The organism is Haloglomus halophilum (assembly GCF_024298885.1).
Classification (GTDB): Archaea; Halobacteriota; Halobacteria; order Halobacteriales; family Haloarculaceae; genus Haloglomus; species Haloglomus halophilum.
Window position 1 is genome coordinate 2,554,237 of the sequence record NZ_CP101166.1, and the last position, 14,559, is coordinate 2,568,795.

14 protein-coding genes are annotated in these 14,559 nt (G+C 68.8%); 10 read left to right on the forward strand and 4 right to left on the reverse strand.

All coding sequences use genetic code 11. The annotated features are described in order from the left end of the window. Positions 1-27: 27 nt before the first annotated feature. Positions 28-1,389, reverse strand: a complete 1,362-nt coding sequence (locus NL114_RS12360) for a TIGR00341 family protein (protein WP_254821224.1) — start codon at positions 1,387-1,389, stop codon at positions 28-30. Positions 1,390-1,483: 94 nt separating this feature from the next. Here NL114_RS12360 and hisG point away from each other — a divergent pair, with 94 nt between their 5' ends. Both hisG and tatC read left to right on the forward strand, forming a co-directional pair. After that, entirely contained in the window at positions 1,484-2,377 is an 894-nt protein-coding gene (gene hisG / locus NL114_RS12365) for an ATP phosphoribosyltransferase (RefSeq protein WP_254821225.1), read from the forward strand. A gap of 52 nt (positions 2,378-2,429) precedes the next feature. Further along, complete coding sequence (tatC, locus tag NL114_RS12370) at positions 2,430-3,971, forward strand: twin-arginine translocase subunit TatC (RefSeq protein WP_254821226.1); 1,542 nt, start codon at positions 2,430-2,432, stop codon at positions 3,969-3,971. 52 nt (positions 3,972-4,023) lie between these two features. Here tatC and NL114_RS12375 read toward each other — a convergent pair whose 3' ends face one another. Continuing rightward, positions 4,024-5,715 carry an NADH-quinone oxidoreductase subunit D gene (locus NL114_RS12375; RefSeq protein ID WP_254821227.1) on the reverse strand — a complete coding sequence of 564 codons (1,692 nt, stop codon included), beginning with the start codon at positions 5,713-5,715 and terminating at the stop codon, positions 4,024-4,026. A gap of 132 nt (positions 5,716-5,847) precedes the next feature. Between NL114_RS12375 and NL114_RS12380 the strand changes: the two genes are divergently transcribed. The 5 genes from NL114_RS12380 to NL114_RS12400 all read left to right on the forward strand — a co-directional run bounded on the left by NL114_RS12380 (position 5,848) and on the right by NL114_RS12400 (position 9,694). Beyond that, positions 5,848-6,627 (forward strand): histidine phosphatase family protein, encoded by a 780-nt coding sequence (locus tag NL114_RS12380; RefSeq protein WP_254821228.1) that lies wholly within the window; start codon positions 5,848-5,850, stop codon positions 6,625-6,627. A gap of 159 nt (positions 6,628-6,786) precedes the next feature. Beyond that, the gene (locus NL114_RS12385) at positions 6,787-7,692 is read left to right on the forward strand and encodes a DUF4399 domain-containing protein (RefSeq protein ID WP_254821229.1); all 906 of its coding nucleotides are present in this window, start codon (positions 6,787-6,789) and stop codon (positions 7,690-7,692) included. Positions 7,693-7,802: 110 nt separating this feature from the next. Next, positions 7,803-8,459, forward strand: a complete 657-nt coding sequence (locus tag NL114_RS12390; protein WP_254821230.1) for a histidine phosphatase family protein — start codon at positions 7,803-7,805, stop codon at positions 8,457-8,459. A gap of 131 nt (positions 8,460-8,590) precedes the next feature. Then, entirely contained in the window at positions 8,591-8,995 is a 405-nt protein-coding gene (locus tag NL114_RS12395) for a TerY-C metal binding domain-containing protein (RefSeq protein WP_254821231.1), read from the forward strand. Between the two features lie 78 nt (positions 8,996-9,073). After that, entirely contained in the window at positions 9,074-9,694 is a 621-nt protein-coding gene (locus NL114_RS12400) for a VOC family protein (protein WP_254821232.1), read from the forward strand. A 14-nt stretch (positions 9,695-9,708) separates the two neighbouring features. On the opposite strand, the gene NL114_RS12405 is transcribed toward NL114_RS12400, so the two are convergent. Beyond that, complete coding sequence (locus NL114_RS12405; protein WP_254821233.1) at positions 9,709-10,329, reverse strand: rubrerythrin family protein; 621 nt, start codon at positions 10,327-10,329, stop codon at positions 9,709-9,711. A 171-nt stretch (positions 10,330-10,500) separates the two neighbouring features. Between NL114_RS12405 and NL114_RS12410 the strand changes: the two genes are divergently transcribed. Then, positions 10,501-10,941, forward strand: a complete 441-nt coding sequence (locus tag NL114_RS12410; RefSeq protein ID WP_254821234.1) for a hypothetical protein — start codon at positions 10,501-10,503, stop codon at positions 10,939-10,941. Positions 10,942-11,019: 78 nt separating this feature from the next. On the opposite strand, the gene NL114_RS12415 is transcribed toward NL114_RS12410, so the two are convergent. Then, the gene (locus NL114_RS12415; RefSeq protein WP_254821235.1) at positions 11,020-12,735 is read right to left on the reverse strand and encodes a hypothetical protein; all 1,716 of its coding nucleotides are present in this window, start codon (positions 12,733-12,735) and stop codon (positions 11,020-11,022) included. A gap of 235 nt (positions 12,736-12,970) precedes the next feature. Between NL114_RS12415 and htpX the strand changes: the two genes are divergently transcribed. After that, positions 12,971-13,837, forward strand: coding sequence for a zinc metalloprotease HtpX (gene htpX, locus NL114_RS12420; protein WP_254821236.1), 867 nt, complete (start codon positions 12,971-12,973; stop codon positions 13,835-13,837). A gap of 65 nt (positions 13,838-13,902) precedes the next feature. Then, positions 13,903-14,517 carry a PspA-associated protein PspAB gene (gene pspAB, locus NL114_RS12425; protein ID WP_254821237.1) on the forward strand — a complete coding sequence of 205 codons (615 nt, stop codon included), beginning with the start codon at positions 13,903-13,905 and terminating at the stop codon, positions 14,515-14,517. The last annotated feature ends 42 nt before the right edge of the window (positions 14,518-14,559 follow it).

The window sequence follows — 14,559 nt, forward strand, 5'->3', positions numbered from 1 at the left end:
GGGGTGGGAAAAGTGTCTCCTCGAATGTCAAACGGCCCTTTGAGCGTCGGTCGTCGGGGCCGGGGCCTCCACAGTCCGTGCCGATGTCGGCGGTGCGAGCCCCGCGGCGTGTTCGACGGTGACGAACCGGACCTCGACGTGCACGTCGTATCCGACGGCCTCGTCGATGCGCGCGTCGAGCGTCGACACCAGTCCCGCCGTCTCCCCGTCCGGCGGGACCCCGACCGTGACGACGACGCTGGTGGGCCGCTGCATGACGAGCAGGTGCTGTTCGTACTCGACGGTGGTGTCGAGCCGGTCGACCGAGCCGTAGTCGGCAGCCAGCGCGTCGTCGATGGCCGCCTCGATGGCATCCTCGGTCTGTGACTGCTGGTAGGAGTCGTAGGTGACTCCCCCGAGGAACACCGAGAGGACGGCGATGCCGACGAACAGCGCGCCGACGCGCTTGACCGTCGCCATGCGTGCGCCCTTCGCCCGGAGGAACCCCTCCGGCGCGTAGCCGGCGTAGTAGAGGACGAGCAGCGCCGCGAGCTCGATCGACAGCAGGTTGACGAGCGTGAGGACGCCGGCCGACAGGGCGACCGTCTCCAGCCCGTAGGCGATACCGATGCCGACGGTAGCGGCGGGCGGGATGAGCGCGACGGCGATCATGACGCCGACGAGCGCGGTCGAGACGCCGGTGGTGAGCGAGACGGCGCCGGCGGTCCCCGCGCCGAGCGCGACCGCGAGCGAGAGGAAGTCGGGTGCGAGGCGCTCGCGGACCTGCTCGATTGCCCGGGGGTCGGTCACCTGGACGAGGTTGGTCGACTCGACGAGGAAGGCGAAGGCCGTCGCCGCCAGCACCGAGAGGACGACGCCGAGCGCCTGGAACTTCACGCCCCGACGGAACAGGTCGCCGTCGTCGATGACGGTGCCGACGGCGGCGGCCATCGCCGGCCCGATAAGCGGAGCGATGACCATCGACCCGACGACCGTTGCGGGGGAGTCGAGCAACAGCCCGGCGGTCGCGACCACCGCGCTCACGACGGTCAGCGTGACGTACGTCGATGGGGTCGAGGCGAGGCTCTCGGCCGTCTCCCGGAGCTCGACCTGCGCGATGCGGTCCTCGCTCGCTTCCTCCTTGGCGAACCGCGCCTCCAGCTCCTCGAACTGCTTCGAGGAGACGGCCTGGGCCTCCGTCACCACCGTGACCGCGTCCTCGTCGATGCCGACCTCCGCGAGCGACGTGAGGACCGGCTCGACGGCGTTCGTCGGGAGCGGGAACGTCACGACGTGGGTGTAGCGGTCGCTGGTCTCCTCGGTGACCGTGTAGTCGATGCCCTCCTCCTCGAGGAGGGCGACGACCTTCCCGTACGTCCCCGGCGGGAGCGAGGCGTGGACGAGTCGCACGGCCGGCGTTGTGGTGGACCGGGGATAAGTGGTCGTGGTTCCGCCGGTCCCCGTCGCCCGAAACGCCTTCCCCGGTCGACCGCGAGGGGGCGGTATGCGCATCGCGGTACCCAACAAGGGACGCCTCCACGAGCCGACGCTCTCCCTGCTCGAGCGCGCCGGGCTCCACGTCGAGAACGGGAGCGACCGGAAACTGTACGCCGACACGGTCGACCCGGACGTGCAGGTGCTGTTCGCCCGTGCGGCCGACATCCCCGCCTACGTCGCCGACGGCGCCGCCGCGGTCGGTGTGACCGGCCGCGACCAGGTCCACGAGCACGAACACGGCACCGACCTCGAGGAACTGCTCGACCTGGAGCTCGGCAAGTGCCGGCTCGTCCTCGCATCGCCCGAGGACGGCCCCATCCGCGAGACCGCCGACCTCGCGGATGGGACCGTCGCCACGGAGTTCCCGAACATCACCCGGACGTTCTTCGAGGGGACCGACGTGAGTCCCGATATCGTCGAGGTCTCGGGGGCCACCGAGCTCACCCCACATGTCGATATGGCCGACGCCATCGTCGACATCACCTCGACGGGGACGACCCTGCGGATGAACCGGCTCGCCATCGTCGACGAGGTGCTCCAGTCGTCCGTGCGGCTGTACGCCCATCCCGACCGGGTCGACGACGAGAAGGTCCGGCAGGTCGAGACCGCGCTCGCGAGCGTCCTCGCGGCCGAGGGGAAGCGCTACCTGATGATGAACGTCCCCAGCGACTCGCTGGCCGACGTCGAGGATGTCATCCCCGGCATGGGCGGGCCGACGGTGATGGATGTCGACAGCCGGGCGTCGGAGACACCCGGTGAAGACGGCGACGGTGCCGAGGAGGACGCCGTCGCGGTCCACGTCGTCGTCGAGGAACGAGAGGTGTTCGAGACCATCACCCGCCTGAAGGAGGCCGGCGCGCGCGACATTCTCGTGACCGAAATCGAGCGGCTGGTGGAGTAGCGGAGGCGCGAGGAGGGAAGGCTTACAAGCGCATGGACCGCACACTCGGGTGATGGACGACGAGGGGTCGGACCGGCGGTCGTCGGACGATACCGACGAGCCGGCCGAGGACGCGTCCGAAGCCGTCGACGAATCCGAGAGCGACGGCTCCGGCGACGAGGACCCCTCCGAACCCGAGGACGCCCCCACGGACGAGGACCCCTCCGGACCAGATGACGCCGACGAGGGGGCCTACGAGCTGGAGGACGGCCCCACGGACGAGGTCGGTGACCTCTCCCCCTCGCCCGAGGCGGACCCGGACCCGGACCCGGCCGCGGCAGCGGACGAGGCCGTCAGTGACGGTCCGTACGGGGACGACGTGGCGGACGATGCGGATGCGGACACGGATGACGTGGCTGCCGACACGGACCCGGCCGACGACGCCGACGACCGCATCGTCACGGACGACGCGGCGGAGCGCTCGCTCGAGGACGAGGCCGTCTCGCCGGTTCCGGAGGACGACGACGAGGCCGACGAGACCGAGACGCCCGAACCGGCGCCCGAGCGGGAGCCGGTGTCGCAGTCGGACCTCGAGCCGGCAGGCGACCCCGAGGCCCAGTGGGGTCCCGCGGACGACGAGGAGTGGGAGGACCCGTTCCCCGACGTGGAGACGGAGGTCCCAGACTACGACGCCGACGACGAGGCGGCCGAGGCCTACCCCGCGAACCCGAACACGCCCGACTCCTCGGTCGAGACCGAGGACGTGGTGGGCGGGGCCACCGGACAGCCCGAGTCGGACGGCGGATACGCCGACCCAACCTCGACGACGACCGTCGAGAACGACTTCGGGGACGGGCCCGCGAGCGACCAGGAGATGCCGCTGGCCGACCACATCGAGGAGATGGTCCGGCGGCTGGGGGTGGTCATCATCGTGATGGCCGTCGTCTCGGCCATCGTCTTCCCGTTCGCCGAGCGCATCATCAACTTCCTCTGGTTCTCCTACCTGCCCGGCCAGCTCTCGCAGTGCCCGGCCAACCCCAACATCGCGAACGGCGGTGCGGCCTGTGCCCGCGTCTACAACCCGCTCGCGCTCATCTTCGCGCGGCTGAAGATGGCCACGCTCGCGGGTCTGGTGGTCTCGCTCCCCGTGTTCGTCTACGAGACCTACCTGTTCATGCGGCCGGGGCTCTACCCGAAGGAGCGCCGCTACTACCTCGCCAGCGTCCCGACCAGTCTCATCCTCGCCGCAGCCGGCATCGCCTTCGCGCACCTGCTGGTGCTGCCGGCCATCTTCACCTACTTCGTCTTCTACTCCCAGGACGCGACGGTCATCGCGTTCGGCCTGACCGAGACGTTCGACCTGATGGTCCTGATGCTGGGCGGCTTCGCCATCATCTTCCAGATCCCCCTGTTCGTCAGCCTCGCGCTGATGATGGGGCTGGTCACCCGGCGGTGGATGGCGACCAAGCGTCTCTACTTCTGGGGCGCGTTCGCCGGCCTCGCCTTCCTGTTCAGCCCGGATCCGACCGGGATGGCGCCCATCATCGTCGCCGCGACGATGATCGTCCTCTTCGAGGGGACGCTGCTGCTGGCGAAGTGGACTGGGCGGGAGTAAGCCGAGGTCGCTCGTTCGTCCGTGCGTTCTGCTCGTCAGCCGGGCGACGACTTCACCTATCCACTTCGCCCATGATCGTGTCCAGCGACCCGAGCGTCGCCACGAGGTCGGGGATGTACTCGCCTTCGCTCATCTCCGGGAGCGCCTGGAGGTTCGAGAACGAGGGGCCACGGATCTTGAAGCGTGCGGGCGTGTCGGTCCCGTCCGAGCGGATGTAGATCCCGAGTTCGCCCTTGGCGGCCTCGACGGCGCGGTAGATCTCGGCGTCGGGGTCGGGCTTGATGGTCCGCGGGACGTTCCCCTGGATGGTCCGGTCGTCTTCGGGCCAGTCGCGCAGGAGGTCGACGCACTGCTCGACGATGCGGGCGGACTCCTCCAGTTCGCGCAGCCGCACGAGGAGCCGGGCGTAGTTGTCGCAGCCGTCCTCGGTGACGACATCCCAGTCGAGCTCGTCGTAGTAGCCGTACGGGTCGTCGCGCCGGAGGTCGTAGTCGACCCCGGAGCCGCGGGCGACCGGGCCGGTGACGCCGTAGGATTTCGCCACGTCCGGCTCCAGTACGCCGGTGTCGACCGTGCGGATCTGCATGATCTCGTTCGCCGTGAGCAGGTCGTGGTACTCGCGCAGGCGCCCCGGGAGGTGGTCGGTGAAATCCACCACGCTGTCGAGGAACTCCTCGCGGGGCTCGGGCAGGTCCCACGCCACGCCGCCGAGCCGGAAGTAGTTGAACATCAGGCGCTGGCCGGTGAGGTCCTCGACGAGGCTCTGGACGCGCTCGCGGTCCTGGATGGCGTACATGAACGACGCCGTGAACTCGCCGATGACGTCGAGCGCGTACGTGCCGACGGCGAGCAGGTGCGAGAGCATCCGCGAGAGTTCGGCGCTCATCGTCCGGATGACCTGTGCGTACTCGGGCACGTCGATGTCGACGAGGTCCTCGGCCGCGCGGGCGTACGCCCACTCGTTGAGCAGGCCGGCGCCGCCCCAGTCCCACCGGTCGGGGTACGGCATGATCTGGTGGCGGTAGGTCCCCTGCTGGCACATCTGCTCCTCGCAGCGGTGGATGTAGCCGATATCCGGCTCCACGTCGGCAACCGTCTCCCCGTCCAGCGTCACGCCCAGATGGAGCACGCCGTGCGTGGAGGGGTGGTGCGGGCCGATGTTGAGGAACATCGTGTCGCCGTCGCGGCCGTCCTCCTGCAGGGGGTTCGCGTGCTCGCGGAGCGTGACGACCTGTGCGCTCTCCTGGTCGTAGTCCTCGCGGAGCGGGTGGCCCTGCCAGGTCTCGGGCAGGAGGATGCGCCGCAGGTCGGGGTGGTCGTCGTACTCGATGCCGAACAGGTCGTAGGCCTCGCGCTCGTGCCAGTCGGCGGTGTCGAAGACGCTCGCGCCGGACTCGCTGACGGGCCCCTCGTGTCGCGTCGGGACGACGAGCGCCGTCTCGAACGTGGCATCGTCGTAGCTCCGGAGGTGGTAGATCGTCTCGAAACGGTCGTCGTACTCCTGAGCGGTGACGCAGGCACAGTGGTCGAATCCGGCGGCCCGCAGGCGCGCGAGCGCGTCGGCGACGGCGTCCGCGCGCACGACGAACGCCTCGCAGTTGCGATGCGTCTCGCGCCCGACGACCCGGTCGCCCAGCGCCTCGGCGGCGACGGCGGCCGGGTCGTGGCCGGCGACTCCATCCGGTTCTCGTAGCTGCTCGGTCGTGGCGGACTCCTGGAGGGCGCCCCCCGACTCTCGCTGCATGGGTAAGGCGTGTGGCGCTGTCCCCGTGGCCGTTGACACGAACCCACTAGCCCACTCAAGTACCGTCTCCGCCATCAGGGCCCCTCCTCCAGTCCCGCCACGCTCATACTCGGCGCGCTCCTCTCTCCGGTAGTGACTACCGTCCTGTTGCTCCGGCACGGGGAGACGACGTGGAACCGCGAGGGCCGCATGCAGGGGTGGGCGCCGACGCCGCTGACCGAGCGTGGTCGCGAGCAGGCCCGCCGAGCCGGCGCGGCCATCGCCGAGGCGTACGCGGTCGACCGGGTCGTCGCCTCGGACCTCCGCCGGACGCGGGAGACGACCGCCGAACTGCTGGCCAGCCTCGACCTCGACCCATCGTTCGACAGCCGCTGGCGCGAGCGCTCCTTCGGCGACCTCCAGGGGCTCACCGTGGAGGAGGTGTTCGAGGGGCACCCGGAGTACTCGTTGCTCGCGTCGGGCATCGCGGCCGCGGAGGCGACGCCGCCCGGCGGCGAATCGCTCGTCGACGCCCGGGAGCGCGTCATCGGGGGCTGGGATGCGCTGGTCGCCGGTGCCGTCCCCGACGAGACGGTGCTCGTCGTCACGCACGGCGGCCCGCTGTTCCTCCTGCTCGCGCACGTCCGCGGCCAGGACTTCGAGACCGCGATGGACGAGGGCTGGCCGGAGAACACGGGGGTGGCAGAACTGCGGGTTCCGCCCGGCGACCCGGACGCGACCGAGGTGGTTCGCGACGCAGAGCCGCTGCACGAACCCATCGAGCGACACGAGGACACCCACCCGGCTGGGCGGGACGGCGGTGCTCACGACGACGGTGACGGCGATGCGGGTGGGGACGACCCCGAGGTGGAACGCCGCGAACCGACCGGCGAAGCCGGCACCGACCGTATCGAGTCACGCTCCGGACGGTGACGGGAGGTCTCGACGCTCGCCCACCCGCACACCGTATCCGCGTGATCGATGTCTCGGCAGAACCGCACGACTGCGGAGTCTTGCAGTGACCGCCAGCGTTAAATTCACCATCTATCCGTTGAGGTTTTCATCCGGGCCCGTTCATCCAGTCGTGATACGATGCGAGACATCGCGACGCGACGACGGTTCCTCGGACTGGTATCGACGACCGCGGCTGTCGGCCTCGCCGGCTGTACCGACGCCGGTGGCAGTGACGGCGGTGACGGTGGCAGTGACGGCGGTGACGGTGGCAGTGACGGCGGTGACGGTGGCAGTGACGGCGGTGACGGTGGCAGTGACGGCGGTGACGGCGGTGACGGTAGCGACGACGAGTACCGGAACGGTGTCAGTGCCGACGCGAGCGTCTCGTTCAACGTGCCGGGGGGTGGGACCGATCTGACGAGTCGGTACGTGACCTGGGCGGCCACCGCCGATGGCGTCGACATCGAGGAGTCGGGTGAGGTCAACGAGGGCGCCGGCCACTACCACATCATGGTCGATACCGAGCCGGTCGAGCCCGGCGAGACGATACCGAGCGACGACAGCCACGTCCACTACGGGACCGGCCAGACCGACGGCGTCCTCGAACTGGAACCCGGAGACCATACGCTCCACCTGCAGGTCGGCGACGGCGAGCACACGGCGATGGCGCTGACCGACACTGTCGAGGTGAGCGTGAGCGAGTCGGCCGAGCTGACGCTCGATACGACCGTCGACGGGAGCGTCGTCGAGTGGGACATCACGGCAGAGAACTACGACATCGTCCCCTCGTCGGACGGCTTCGCGTCGAACGCCGGCCACCTCCACGCCATCATCGACGCGGAGCACGTCCCGGTCGGGGAGGTCATCCCGAGCGACGACCGGCACGTCCACTTCGGCGATGGGTCGACCAGCGGCAGCCTCGACCTGGCCGAGCAGCTCGGCGACGACTACGAGGCCGGTGAGCACACCATCCACTTCCAGGTCGGGACCGCGAGCCACCGCGCAACGATGGTCCACGTGCACACCACGGTCACGACGGAGTGACGCCGCGTCGGGGGCGCGTCCATCGTCCGACCCCGGGCCGCACGCGGGCCGCACGCGGAGCGGATTCCGAGGCGGAAGGCGAATAGGCCCCCCGGTCGAACCGGCGGGTGATGACCACGGCCGTCGTCGTCCGCCACGGGCAGACGGACTGGAACAACGAGGGTCGGATGCAGGGGTGGGCCCCCGTGCCACTGAACGAACTGGGGCGCGAGCAGGCCGTCGCCGCCGGCGAGTACCTCGCCGACCAGTACGACGTCGACCGGGCGGTCTGTTCGGACCTCCTCCGCACGCGCGAGACGGCCACGCGCCTGTGTGACCCGCTCGGCATCGAGCCGGGCGGCGACCGCGTTCGCTACACGAGCGCCTGGCGCGAGCGCGACCTCGGCGTCTACCAGGGGCTCACCTACGCCGACATGTACGAGCGGTTCCCGGAGTTCGGGCTGGGCGAGGCCGCCGTGCAGGCCGCCGCCGAGACGCCAGAGGGCGGCGAGTCGCTGCTGGACCTCCGGGACCGCACCCTGGAGGAGTGGGCGGACCTGCTGGAGCGAGCGGGCGAGGACGAGACGGTGCTCGTCGTCACCCACGGCGGTCCCATCCACCTCCTGCTCGGCCACGTGAAGGGACTCGACGTGCGCGACGCCTTCCTGGAGCACTCGATGGCGAACTGCGGCATCACGGTACTGGAGCACCCGCCGGGGGCGCCCGTCGACGACACGGCCGACGCCGTCGAGGTGGTCCGGGAGAACGGGACCGAGTGGGCGGACTGATTCCGTTCGTCGCGACGCTGCCCCGTCCGTCCGGGGTCCCCGGTACTGCAGCCGGGCCTCGTCGCGACGCTGCGACTCGTACGGCTCGACGAGGGCGGAGTATTTGTTCCTGGACGGGATACGCCTCGCCCATGGCCAGCGATTCCGTGGAGGTCACGGCACGATGTCGCGAGACGACGGACCCGTTCACCATCCGGTTCGAGGACCGGGGGGATGGCTGGGCCGCGACGGATGCCACCGCAATCGCCGGAGCCGGCGACGGGGGTGCCGACGACGGCCGACGCATCCAGGGCAAGTTCCGTTCGGGAGCGGCCTACGACGGGTGCCCGGACTGTGGCACGATGATGTTCTTCCGGTGTGGTGGCTGCGGGCACCTCGGCTGTTACGACGGCTCCGACGCGGTCGTCTGTCCGTGGTGTGAGGGGCGGACGACCATCCGGGGCGACATCGAGGAGCTGGAGGGTGTCGACCGCGGGGACGGTGACGGCGGTCGGCTCTCGAAGACAGGCGACGTGAGTGGCCTCTCGAAGGGATGAGACGCTACCGACACGGGTGCCACCGGGTGACGACCGTGCCTGCGAGGCCTAATGAGGCTCCCTGGCGTACGCGGACACATGAGTGACGCCGACGAACCCGAGGTCACCGCCGAGTTGCCCGATGCACCGTTCCACACGACCGGCACCGACCACATCACAATCTGGGGCTCGAACGAGGACGACACGCTCGCGTTCTACCGGGACCTGCTGGGGATGCCGCTGGTCCTCCGGCAGCCGAACCTCGACGACCCCTCACAGACGCACCTCTTCTTCGACACCGGGGACGGGCGCATCCTCACCGTCTTCGTCGGCGACCGGGCCTCGAACCAGGGCGGCCAGCGGACCCAGACCGGCGGGGTCCACCACCTCTGCTTCTCGCTCGACCCGGAGCGCTACGAGGAGGTGATGGACGCCCTGGACGAGGCCGGCAAGCGCTACAACGTGTTCGACCGCGGTATCTTCCACTCGCTGTACACCACCGACAACAACGGGCTCGTCATCGAGCTGTCTGCGGACAAGTACGACATCCCCGACGACCGGCGGGGCGAGGTGCTGGCGGCGGCCCAGCGGCTGCGGGTCGAGGACGGCGCCGACTACGCCAAGGACGAGCATCTCGCGGCGGCCATCGAGGAGCTCGGACTCGACGTGACGAAGTACGACCTCCCCGAGGCCGAGAGCGGCGTCGGTGGGGTGGAGTAACTGACTTCGGCCGCTCAGCAGACGGGCTTGGGGTTGACGCCCAGCTCCTCCAGCGTCGAGAAGTAGTCGTCGTAGGCCGCGCCGATGACCTCGTTCGCCGCGGCCTCGGCGCGCTCCCAGTCGTCGGCATCGTCCGCGAGGATGTCGAGTAGATCGACACCGTCGGCGATGTGGTCCTCCAGATTGCTCCCGAGGCCGCGGAAGGTGCTCGCCGTCGTCGGGTCGGCCTGTCCCGTGAAGAAACCGGTCGCCTGTGAGCGGTGCGCTTTCGCGACGAGCGTTCTACCGACGAAGGCGCCCAGGCGCTCGACCGGCGTCCCGGCACCCGCCATCGCCGCGTACAGGTCGGGTGCCTCGCCCGGTTCATGTGCGTCGAGTTCCCCCGCGACCGCGTCGTAGGCCTCCTGCTCGGCCTCGGCCGCCCCCCCGAAGAAGCCGCTCGCCTCGCCGTCGGCCGCCGCCCAGCCCTCGTACGTCTCGACGGCGGCGGCGTGGTCGTCGGCCATCGCCGTCAGCACGGCCTCGGGTTCCATCTCTCCCGCGGTGAGCGCGTACAGCGCCTTCGAGGAGCCCAGACGGGAGAGCTCGGTCTTGTTCGCCTCACGGACGGCCGGCACGAAGTCCTCCGGAGTCATGCGCGGCCGTTCGACGGCCTGCGGTTTATGATGGTCGGTCGTCGTGGTCGCCGTCACTGCTCGGTGGTCGCGGTCGCGACTCTCACCGTCTGGAAGGGCACAGCCCCTCCGAGTCCCTGATTCCGGGAATCTACTCCCGGATATATGTCCGCACAGGTCGTCTCCTCATCCATGATGAGCACGAACGCCACCTCGACCACCGACCGCTCGATCCGTCTCCCCGCGCTGCGCGCTCCGTTCGGGCTCTGGGGCGTGATGGCCGGACTCGCCGTCGCGAACGGTATCTTCCGCGAGCTCGTTCTCATCCCCCGTATCGGCGAGTACGCCGGACACGTCCTCAGCACCGGGCTGCTCGTCGGTGCCATCCTCGCCGTCTCGGCGCTGTACTTCATCCGGACCGAGACCGACTACTCACGGGCCGAACTGGCCGCCGTCGGCGCCGGCTGGACGCTCATGACCGTCGGCTTCGAGTTCCTCGTCGGCTACGCCGAGGGGACGCCCGTCTCGGTCACCCTCGGCCAGTACGACGTGCTCGCCGGGCAGGTGTGGATCGCCGTCCCGCTGACGTTGCTGGTGGCGCCGTACCTGTTCGGGCGGCTGCTGCGGGAGTGACCGGTCTGTTACCTGACCGCATTCTCGGTCGGCGTACGGGTGGATCGGTGTGCCCGGGCACGAGAACCACTGTCCCGATTAGCTCACTTCCCACAGTCCCCCTCGTAACCGATTTCCGAGGACACCTTGGAACCCTGCCGTTACGTCGCTACGGCCCAGCCGTTCAGGAACCAGAACCTTCAGCCAACCCTGTTCGGTGTCCCCTTCCGAGAGCGAGGTCGTGGTGTCGAACCGCTCCGGTGGGTCGAGGTCCGGGTCGTCGCTGGATGGCTTCAGCATCCGGCTCTCACCACGGTACTGCCACTGGTCAGGATAGGCAACCAGAAACCCGTCGTCCGGGATGGAGTCTATCTCCCGCCCGGCGTCCAGCGTGACGAAGATGAAACAGTACTGCTTGCCGTCGGGTGCACGAGTGCTGCCGAGGGCCTGCTCGGCCGCTTCGTAGTCGCGTTTCAGCACGATTGCCTCGACCTGCATACTCCCGATCTCGAAATCGACCGGGTCCCCCAGCGAGACCCGGGCTGGGCGGTACGTGACGCGTTTCGTACGCTCTCCGGCGGCCTGTCCGAGGCCCAGTATCCGGATGTCGTAGGGTCCCAGCGCCGAGTGCTTGTCTGTCACTGACCAGGTAGTCGCAGCCCCCGGTGCGAGCCCTCGATGGAAGAACGTCGTCTCGAGAGGCATCGGATAGTTCCGCTTGGTCGATGGTTTCCGCTGTAGCGCGAGCTGCAGGTCGAGTGGAGCAGTGCCCGTATTGGCCACCTTCACCGGATACCTCGAGGTGACCCCTCCCTCGAGCGGGCTGTCACCGACCCCAAACGCTTCGAGTTCTAACTCCGGGACTCCCGGGGTATCCAGCCGACAGACCACGTCTATGGGGGAGTCCGTATCCGGGCCGTCTCGCTGAAGTCCGAACCGGATTTCCTTCGACGCCTGTGCCCGGTCGATGCTGAAGGGGGCGAAGACCTTCCGTTCCTGCTCGTCACTTTTGAGCGTGGCGTAGAACAGGCTCTCACCCGTGGCGTGCTGTGTCGTCCTGACGCCTCGGGGTCGATAGCCGCTCTCGTTTGTCTTCGGGTATTTCTCCAACAGGTTCCCGTTCGGCATCGTCCAGCCGAGTGGTCCGAGCCATATATCGTCGGTTCGGCGACTTCTGAACGAGAGCTGTACGATCCCGAGAACTCGCTCCGGCGATGGAGAGAGCCCCGTCACGGCGGGCTCGCTGTATCCCAGACCGAGGTCCGCCGTGTAGGTGATAAGGTTCCGGTACCGGAACCCTTCGACGGTCATCTCCAGCCCAGTACCGAGTTGCAAGGTGCTCCCGGGGGCGGCAACCTGTGTTCCGACGGGGACCTGGATCCGTTTCGCCTCCTCGAACCGCGTTCCTGTGACCTCGAGCGTGTACGTTCCGGCCCGAGTCAGGGTAAGTGACACCTCGGTCGAGAACTCCGCTCCGGGGGCGATTTCGGCCTGTTCGAACTCCGTCGAGACTGCCGTGGGGCCATCGACGCTCCTGATGGTCCCGGATACCGACCCGCCCCCACCCACGTTCTCCGCCCGAACGAGTAGCCTGGTCTCGGTTCCAGCAGTGGCGTCTCCCGCGACCGTCAGTTGTGTCCCGGCCAGGCTGGGCGGGCCCTGGGGCGTCGGCGGCTCCGTCGGGACGTCCGTCTTCGAGCCAGCGTTCGGGGATCGGGGGTCAGTATTCCGGACCCGGTCGAGGACCTCCTGACAGCCCGCGAGTCCCAGAACGGCACTCCCCGTTGCCCCCCGAAGCAGATTCCGCCGATTCATGGACTCTGTAGGCGGATGAATTTATAAAAAGGATGTGGGTGGTGTTCTCTCCCCGCGTGGTCGTCCGAAGTACTTCGATTCGAACTCACCGCTACATCGAGTTCCGTTCCCACCCGTGGAAGCGGCTCGAACGGCCCGGGAAGCTGTGCTGTCGAGTGGACCCCCTCACACGATGCCTTGTGTACAGCTCCCCCCGACGACGAGGGTTATAGTCACCCGCGACCTACCCGCAGGTATGGACTGGAAGACCGACTGGGGACTGCGAGGACGGATGTTCCTCACGATGTTCCTGCTGTTCGTCCTCTACATCGTCTTCGTCGGCGTGCTCGCGGCCCTCGATGTCGGCCTGTTCATCATCGTCGGGTTCATGGCGCTGTTCTCGCTTGGTCAGTTCTTCTTCAGCGACAAACTCGCGCTCTACTCGATGGGCGCCAAGGAGGTCAGCGAGGAGGAGTACCCGGAGCTACACGCGATGGTGACCCGGCTCTCCCAGCAGGCCGACCTCCCGAAGCCGAAGGTGGCTGTCGCCGACAGCCGCGTCCCGAACGCCTTCGCGACGGGTCGCTCGCAGAAGTCCAGCGCCGTCTGCGTGACGACGGGCATCATGCAGCGCCTCGACGAGGAGGAACTCGAGGGGGTGATGGCCCACGAACTGGCCCACATCAAGAACCGCGACGTGATGGTGATGACCATCGCGTCGTTCCTCTCGACCATCGCGTTCCTCGTCGTGCGCTTCGGCATCTACTTCGGCGGCGGCCGCAACCGAAACGGGCAGGTGTTCGTGGCCATCCTCGCCTCGCTGGTCGTCTGGATACTCTCGTTCGTCCTCATCCGGGCGCTCTCGCGGTACCGCGAGTTCGCGGCCGACCGTGGCGGCGCGGCCATCACCGGCAACCCGTCGGCGCTGGCGTCGGCCCTGCTCACCATCGACGGCTCGATGGACCAGGTGCCAAAGGAGGACCTGCGCGACCAGGCCGAGATGAACGCGTTCTTCATCATCCCCATCCGCTCGGGCGTCGTCGGCCGACTGTTCAGCACGCACCCCTCGACGGAGCGGCGGGTCGAGGCGCTGCGGGACCTGGAGCGCGAGATGGAGACCTGAAGTGGTGCCGACACACGCTCGCACCGGACGGTTGAAGCGCCCACCGGGTCTACCGGCGACCGAGCATGGGACTCCTCGATACGCTCCGCGAGGCGCTGGGGATGCGCGCGGAGGCCGACGCCACCCGCCGGGCGAACCCGGACGACCTGTTCGGGATGTCCACCGCGTACGTGACGATGGAGGCCAACCTGGACTACCGCTCGACCGGCGACGCCGCGCTCTGTTTCTCCGGCGTCGACTCGACGGAGTTCACCGCCGCGGTCCGTGCCATCGAGGAGATCCTCGCGGCCGGCGCAGAGGAGACAGGCACCGCGTTCGACGTCCAGACCGACGGGAAGGGGTACGAGTGGGTCGTCCTCCACGACGACGACCCGGAGGACCTCGTGACGAGCATCCACTTCGCCGCGGACGAACTCTCAGAGCGCGGGTTCGGCTCGCGGCTGCTGGCCGCGGTCTTCGCGTTCGAGCGCCCGGACGAGGACTACACCGCGTACTGGCTCTACTCGTTCCGCCGGGGGGCGTACTATCCGTTCGTCCCCGACCCGTCCGGCCGGAAGGAACGCGTCGAGCGTGCCGAGTTCAAACTGGAGACGGTGCTGGACGGCGAGCTGGCGGTCGAGCCCGAGAAGGAGTACTGGTACCCGCTGTGGCCCGACGGTGGGCGGCATCCGTGGGAGTGACCGGCCGGGCCGTCCCAGCGAGCCGGGGCAAGACACTTGCCC

Coding starts and splice junctions, on each gene's coding strand:
- hisG (WP_254821225.1), top strand. CDS start 1,484: ATGCGCATCGCGGTACCCAACAAGGGACGCCTCCACGAGCCGACGCTC.
- tatC (WP_254821226.1), top strand. CDS start 2,430: ATGGACGACGAGGGGTCGGACCGGCGGTCGTCGGACGATACCGACGAG.
- NL114_RS12375 (WP_254821227.1), bottom strand. CDS start 5,715: ATGCAGCGAGAGTCGGGGGGCGCCCTCCAGGAGTCCGCCACGACCGAG.
- NL114_RS12385 (WP_254821229.1), top strand. CDS start 6,787: ATGCGAGACATCGCGACGCGACGACGGTTCCTCGGACTGGTATCGACG.
- NL114_RS12390 (WP_254821230.1), top strand. CDS start 7,803: ATGACCACGGCCGTCGTCGTCCGCCACGGGCAGACGGACTGGAACAAC.
- NL114_RS12395 (WP_254821231.1), top strand. CDS start 8,591: ATGGCCAGCGATTCCGTGGAGGTCACGGCACGATGTCGCGAGACGACG.
- NL114_RS12400 (WP_254821232.1), top strand. CDS start 9,074: ATGAGTGACGCCGACGAACCCGAGGTCACCGCCGAGTTGCCCGATGCA.
- NL114_RS12405 (WP_254821233.1), bottom strand. CDS start 10,329: ATGACTCCGGAGGACTTCGTGCCGGCCGTCCGTGAGGCGAACAAGACC.
- NL114_RS12410 (WP_254821234.1), top strand. CDS start 10,501: ATGATGAGCACGAACGCCACCTCGACCACCGACCGCTCGATCCGTCTC.
- NL114_RS12415 (WP_254821235.1), bottom strand. CDS start 12,735: ATGAATCGGCGGAATCTGCTTCGGGGGGCAACGGGGAGTGCCGTTCTG.
- htpX (WP_254821236.1), top strand. CDS start 12,971: ATGGACTGGAAGACCGACTGGGGACTGCGAGGACGGATGTTCCTCACG.
- pspAB (WP_254821237.1), top strand. CDS start 13,903: ATGGGACTCCTCGATACGCTCCGCGAGGCGCTGGGGATGCGCGCGGAG.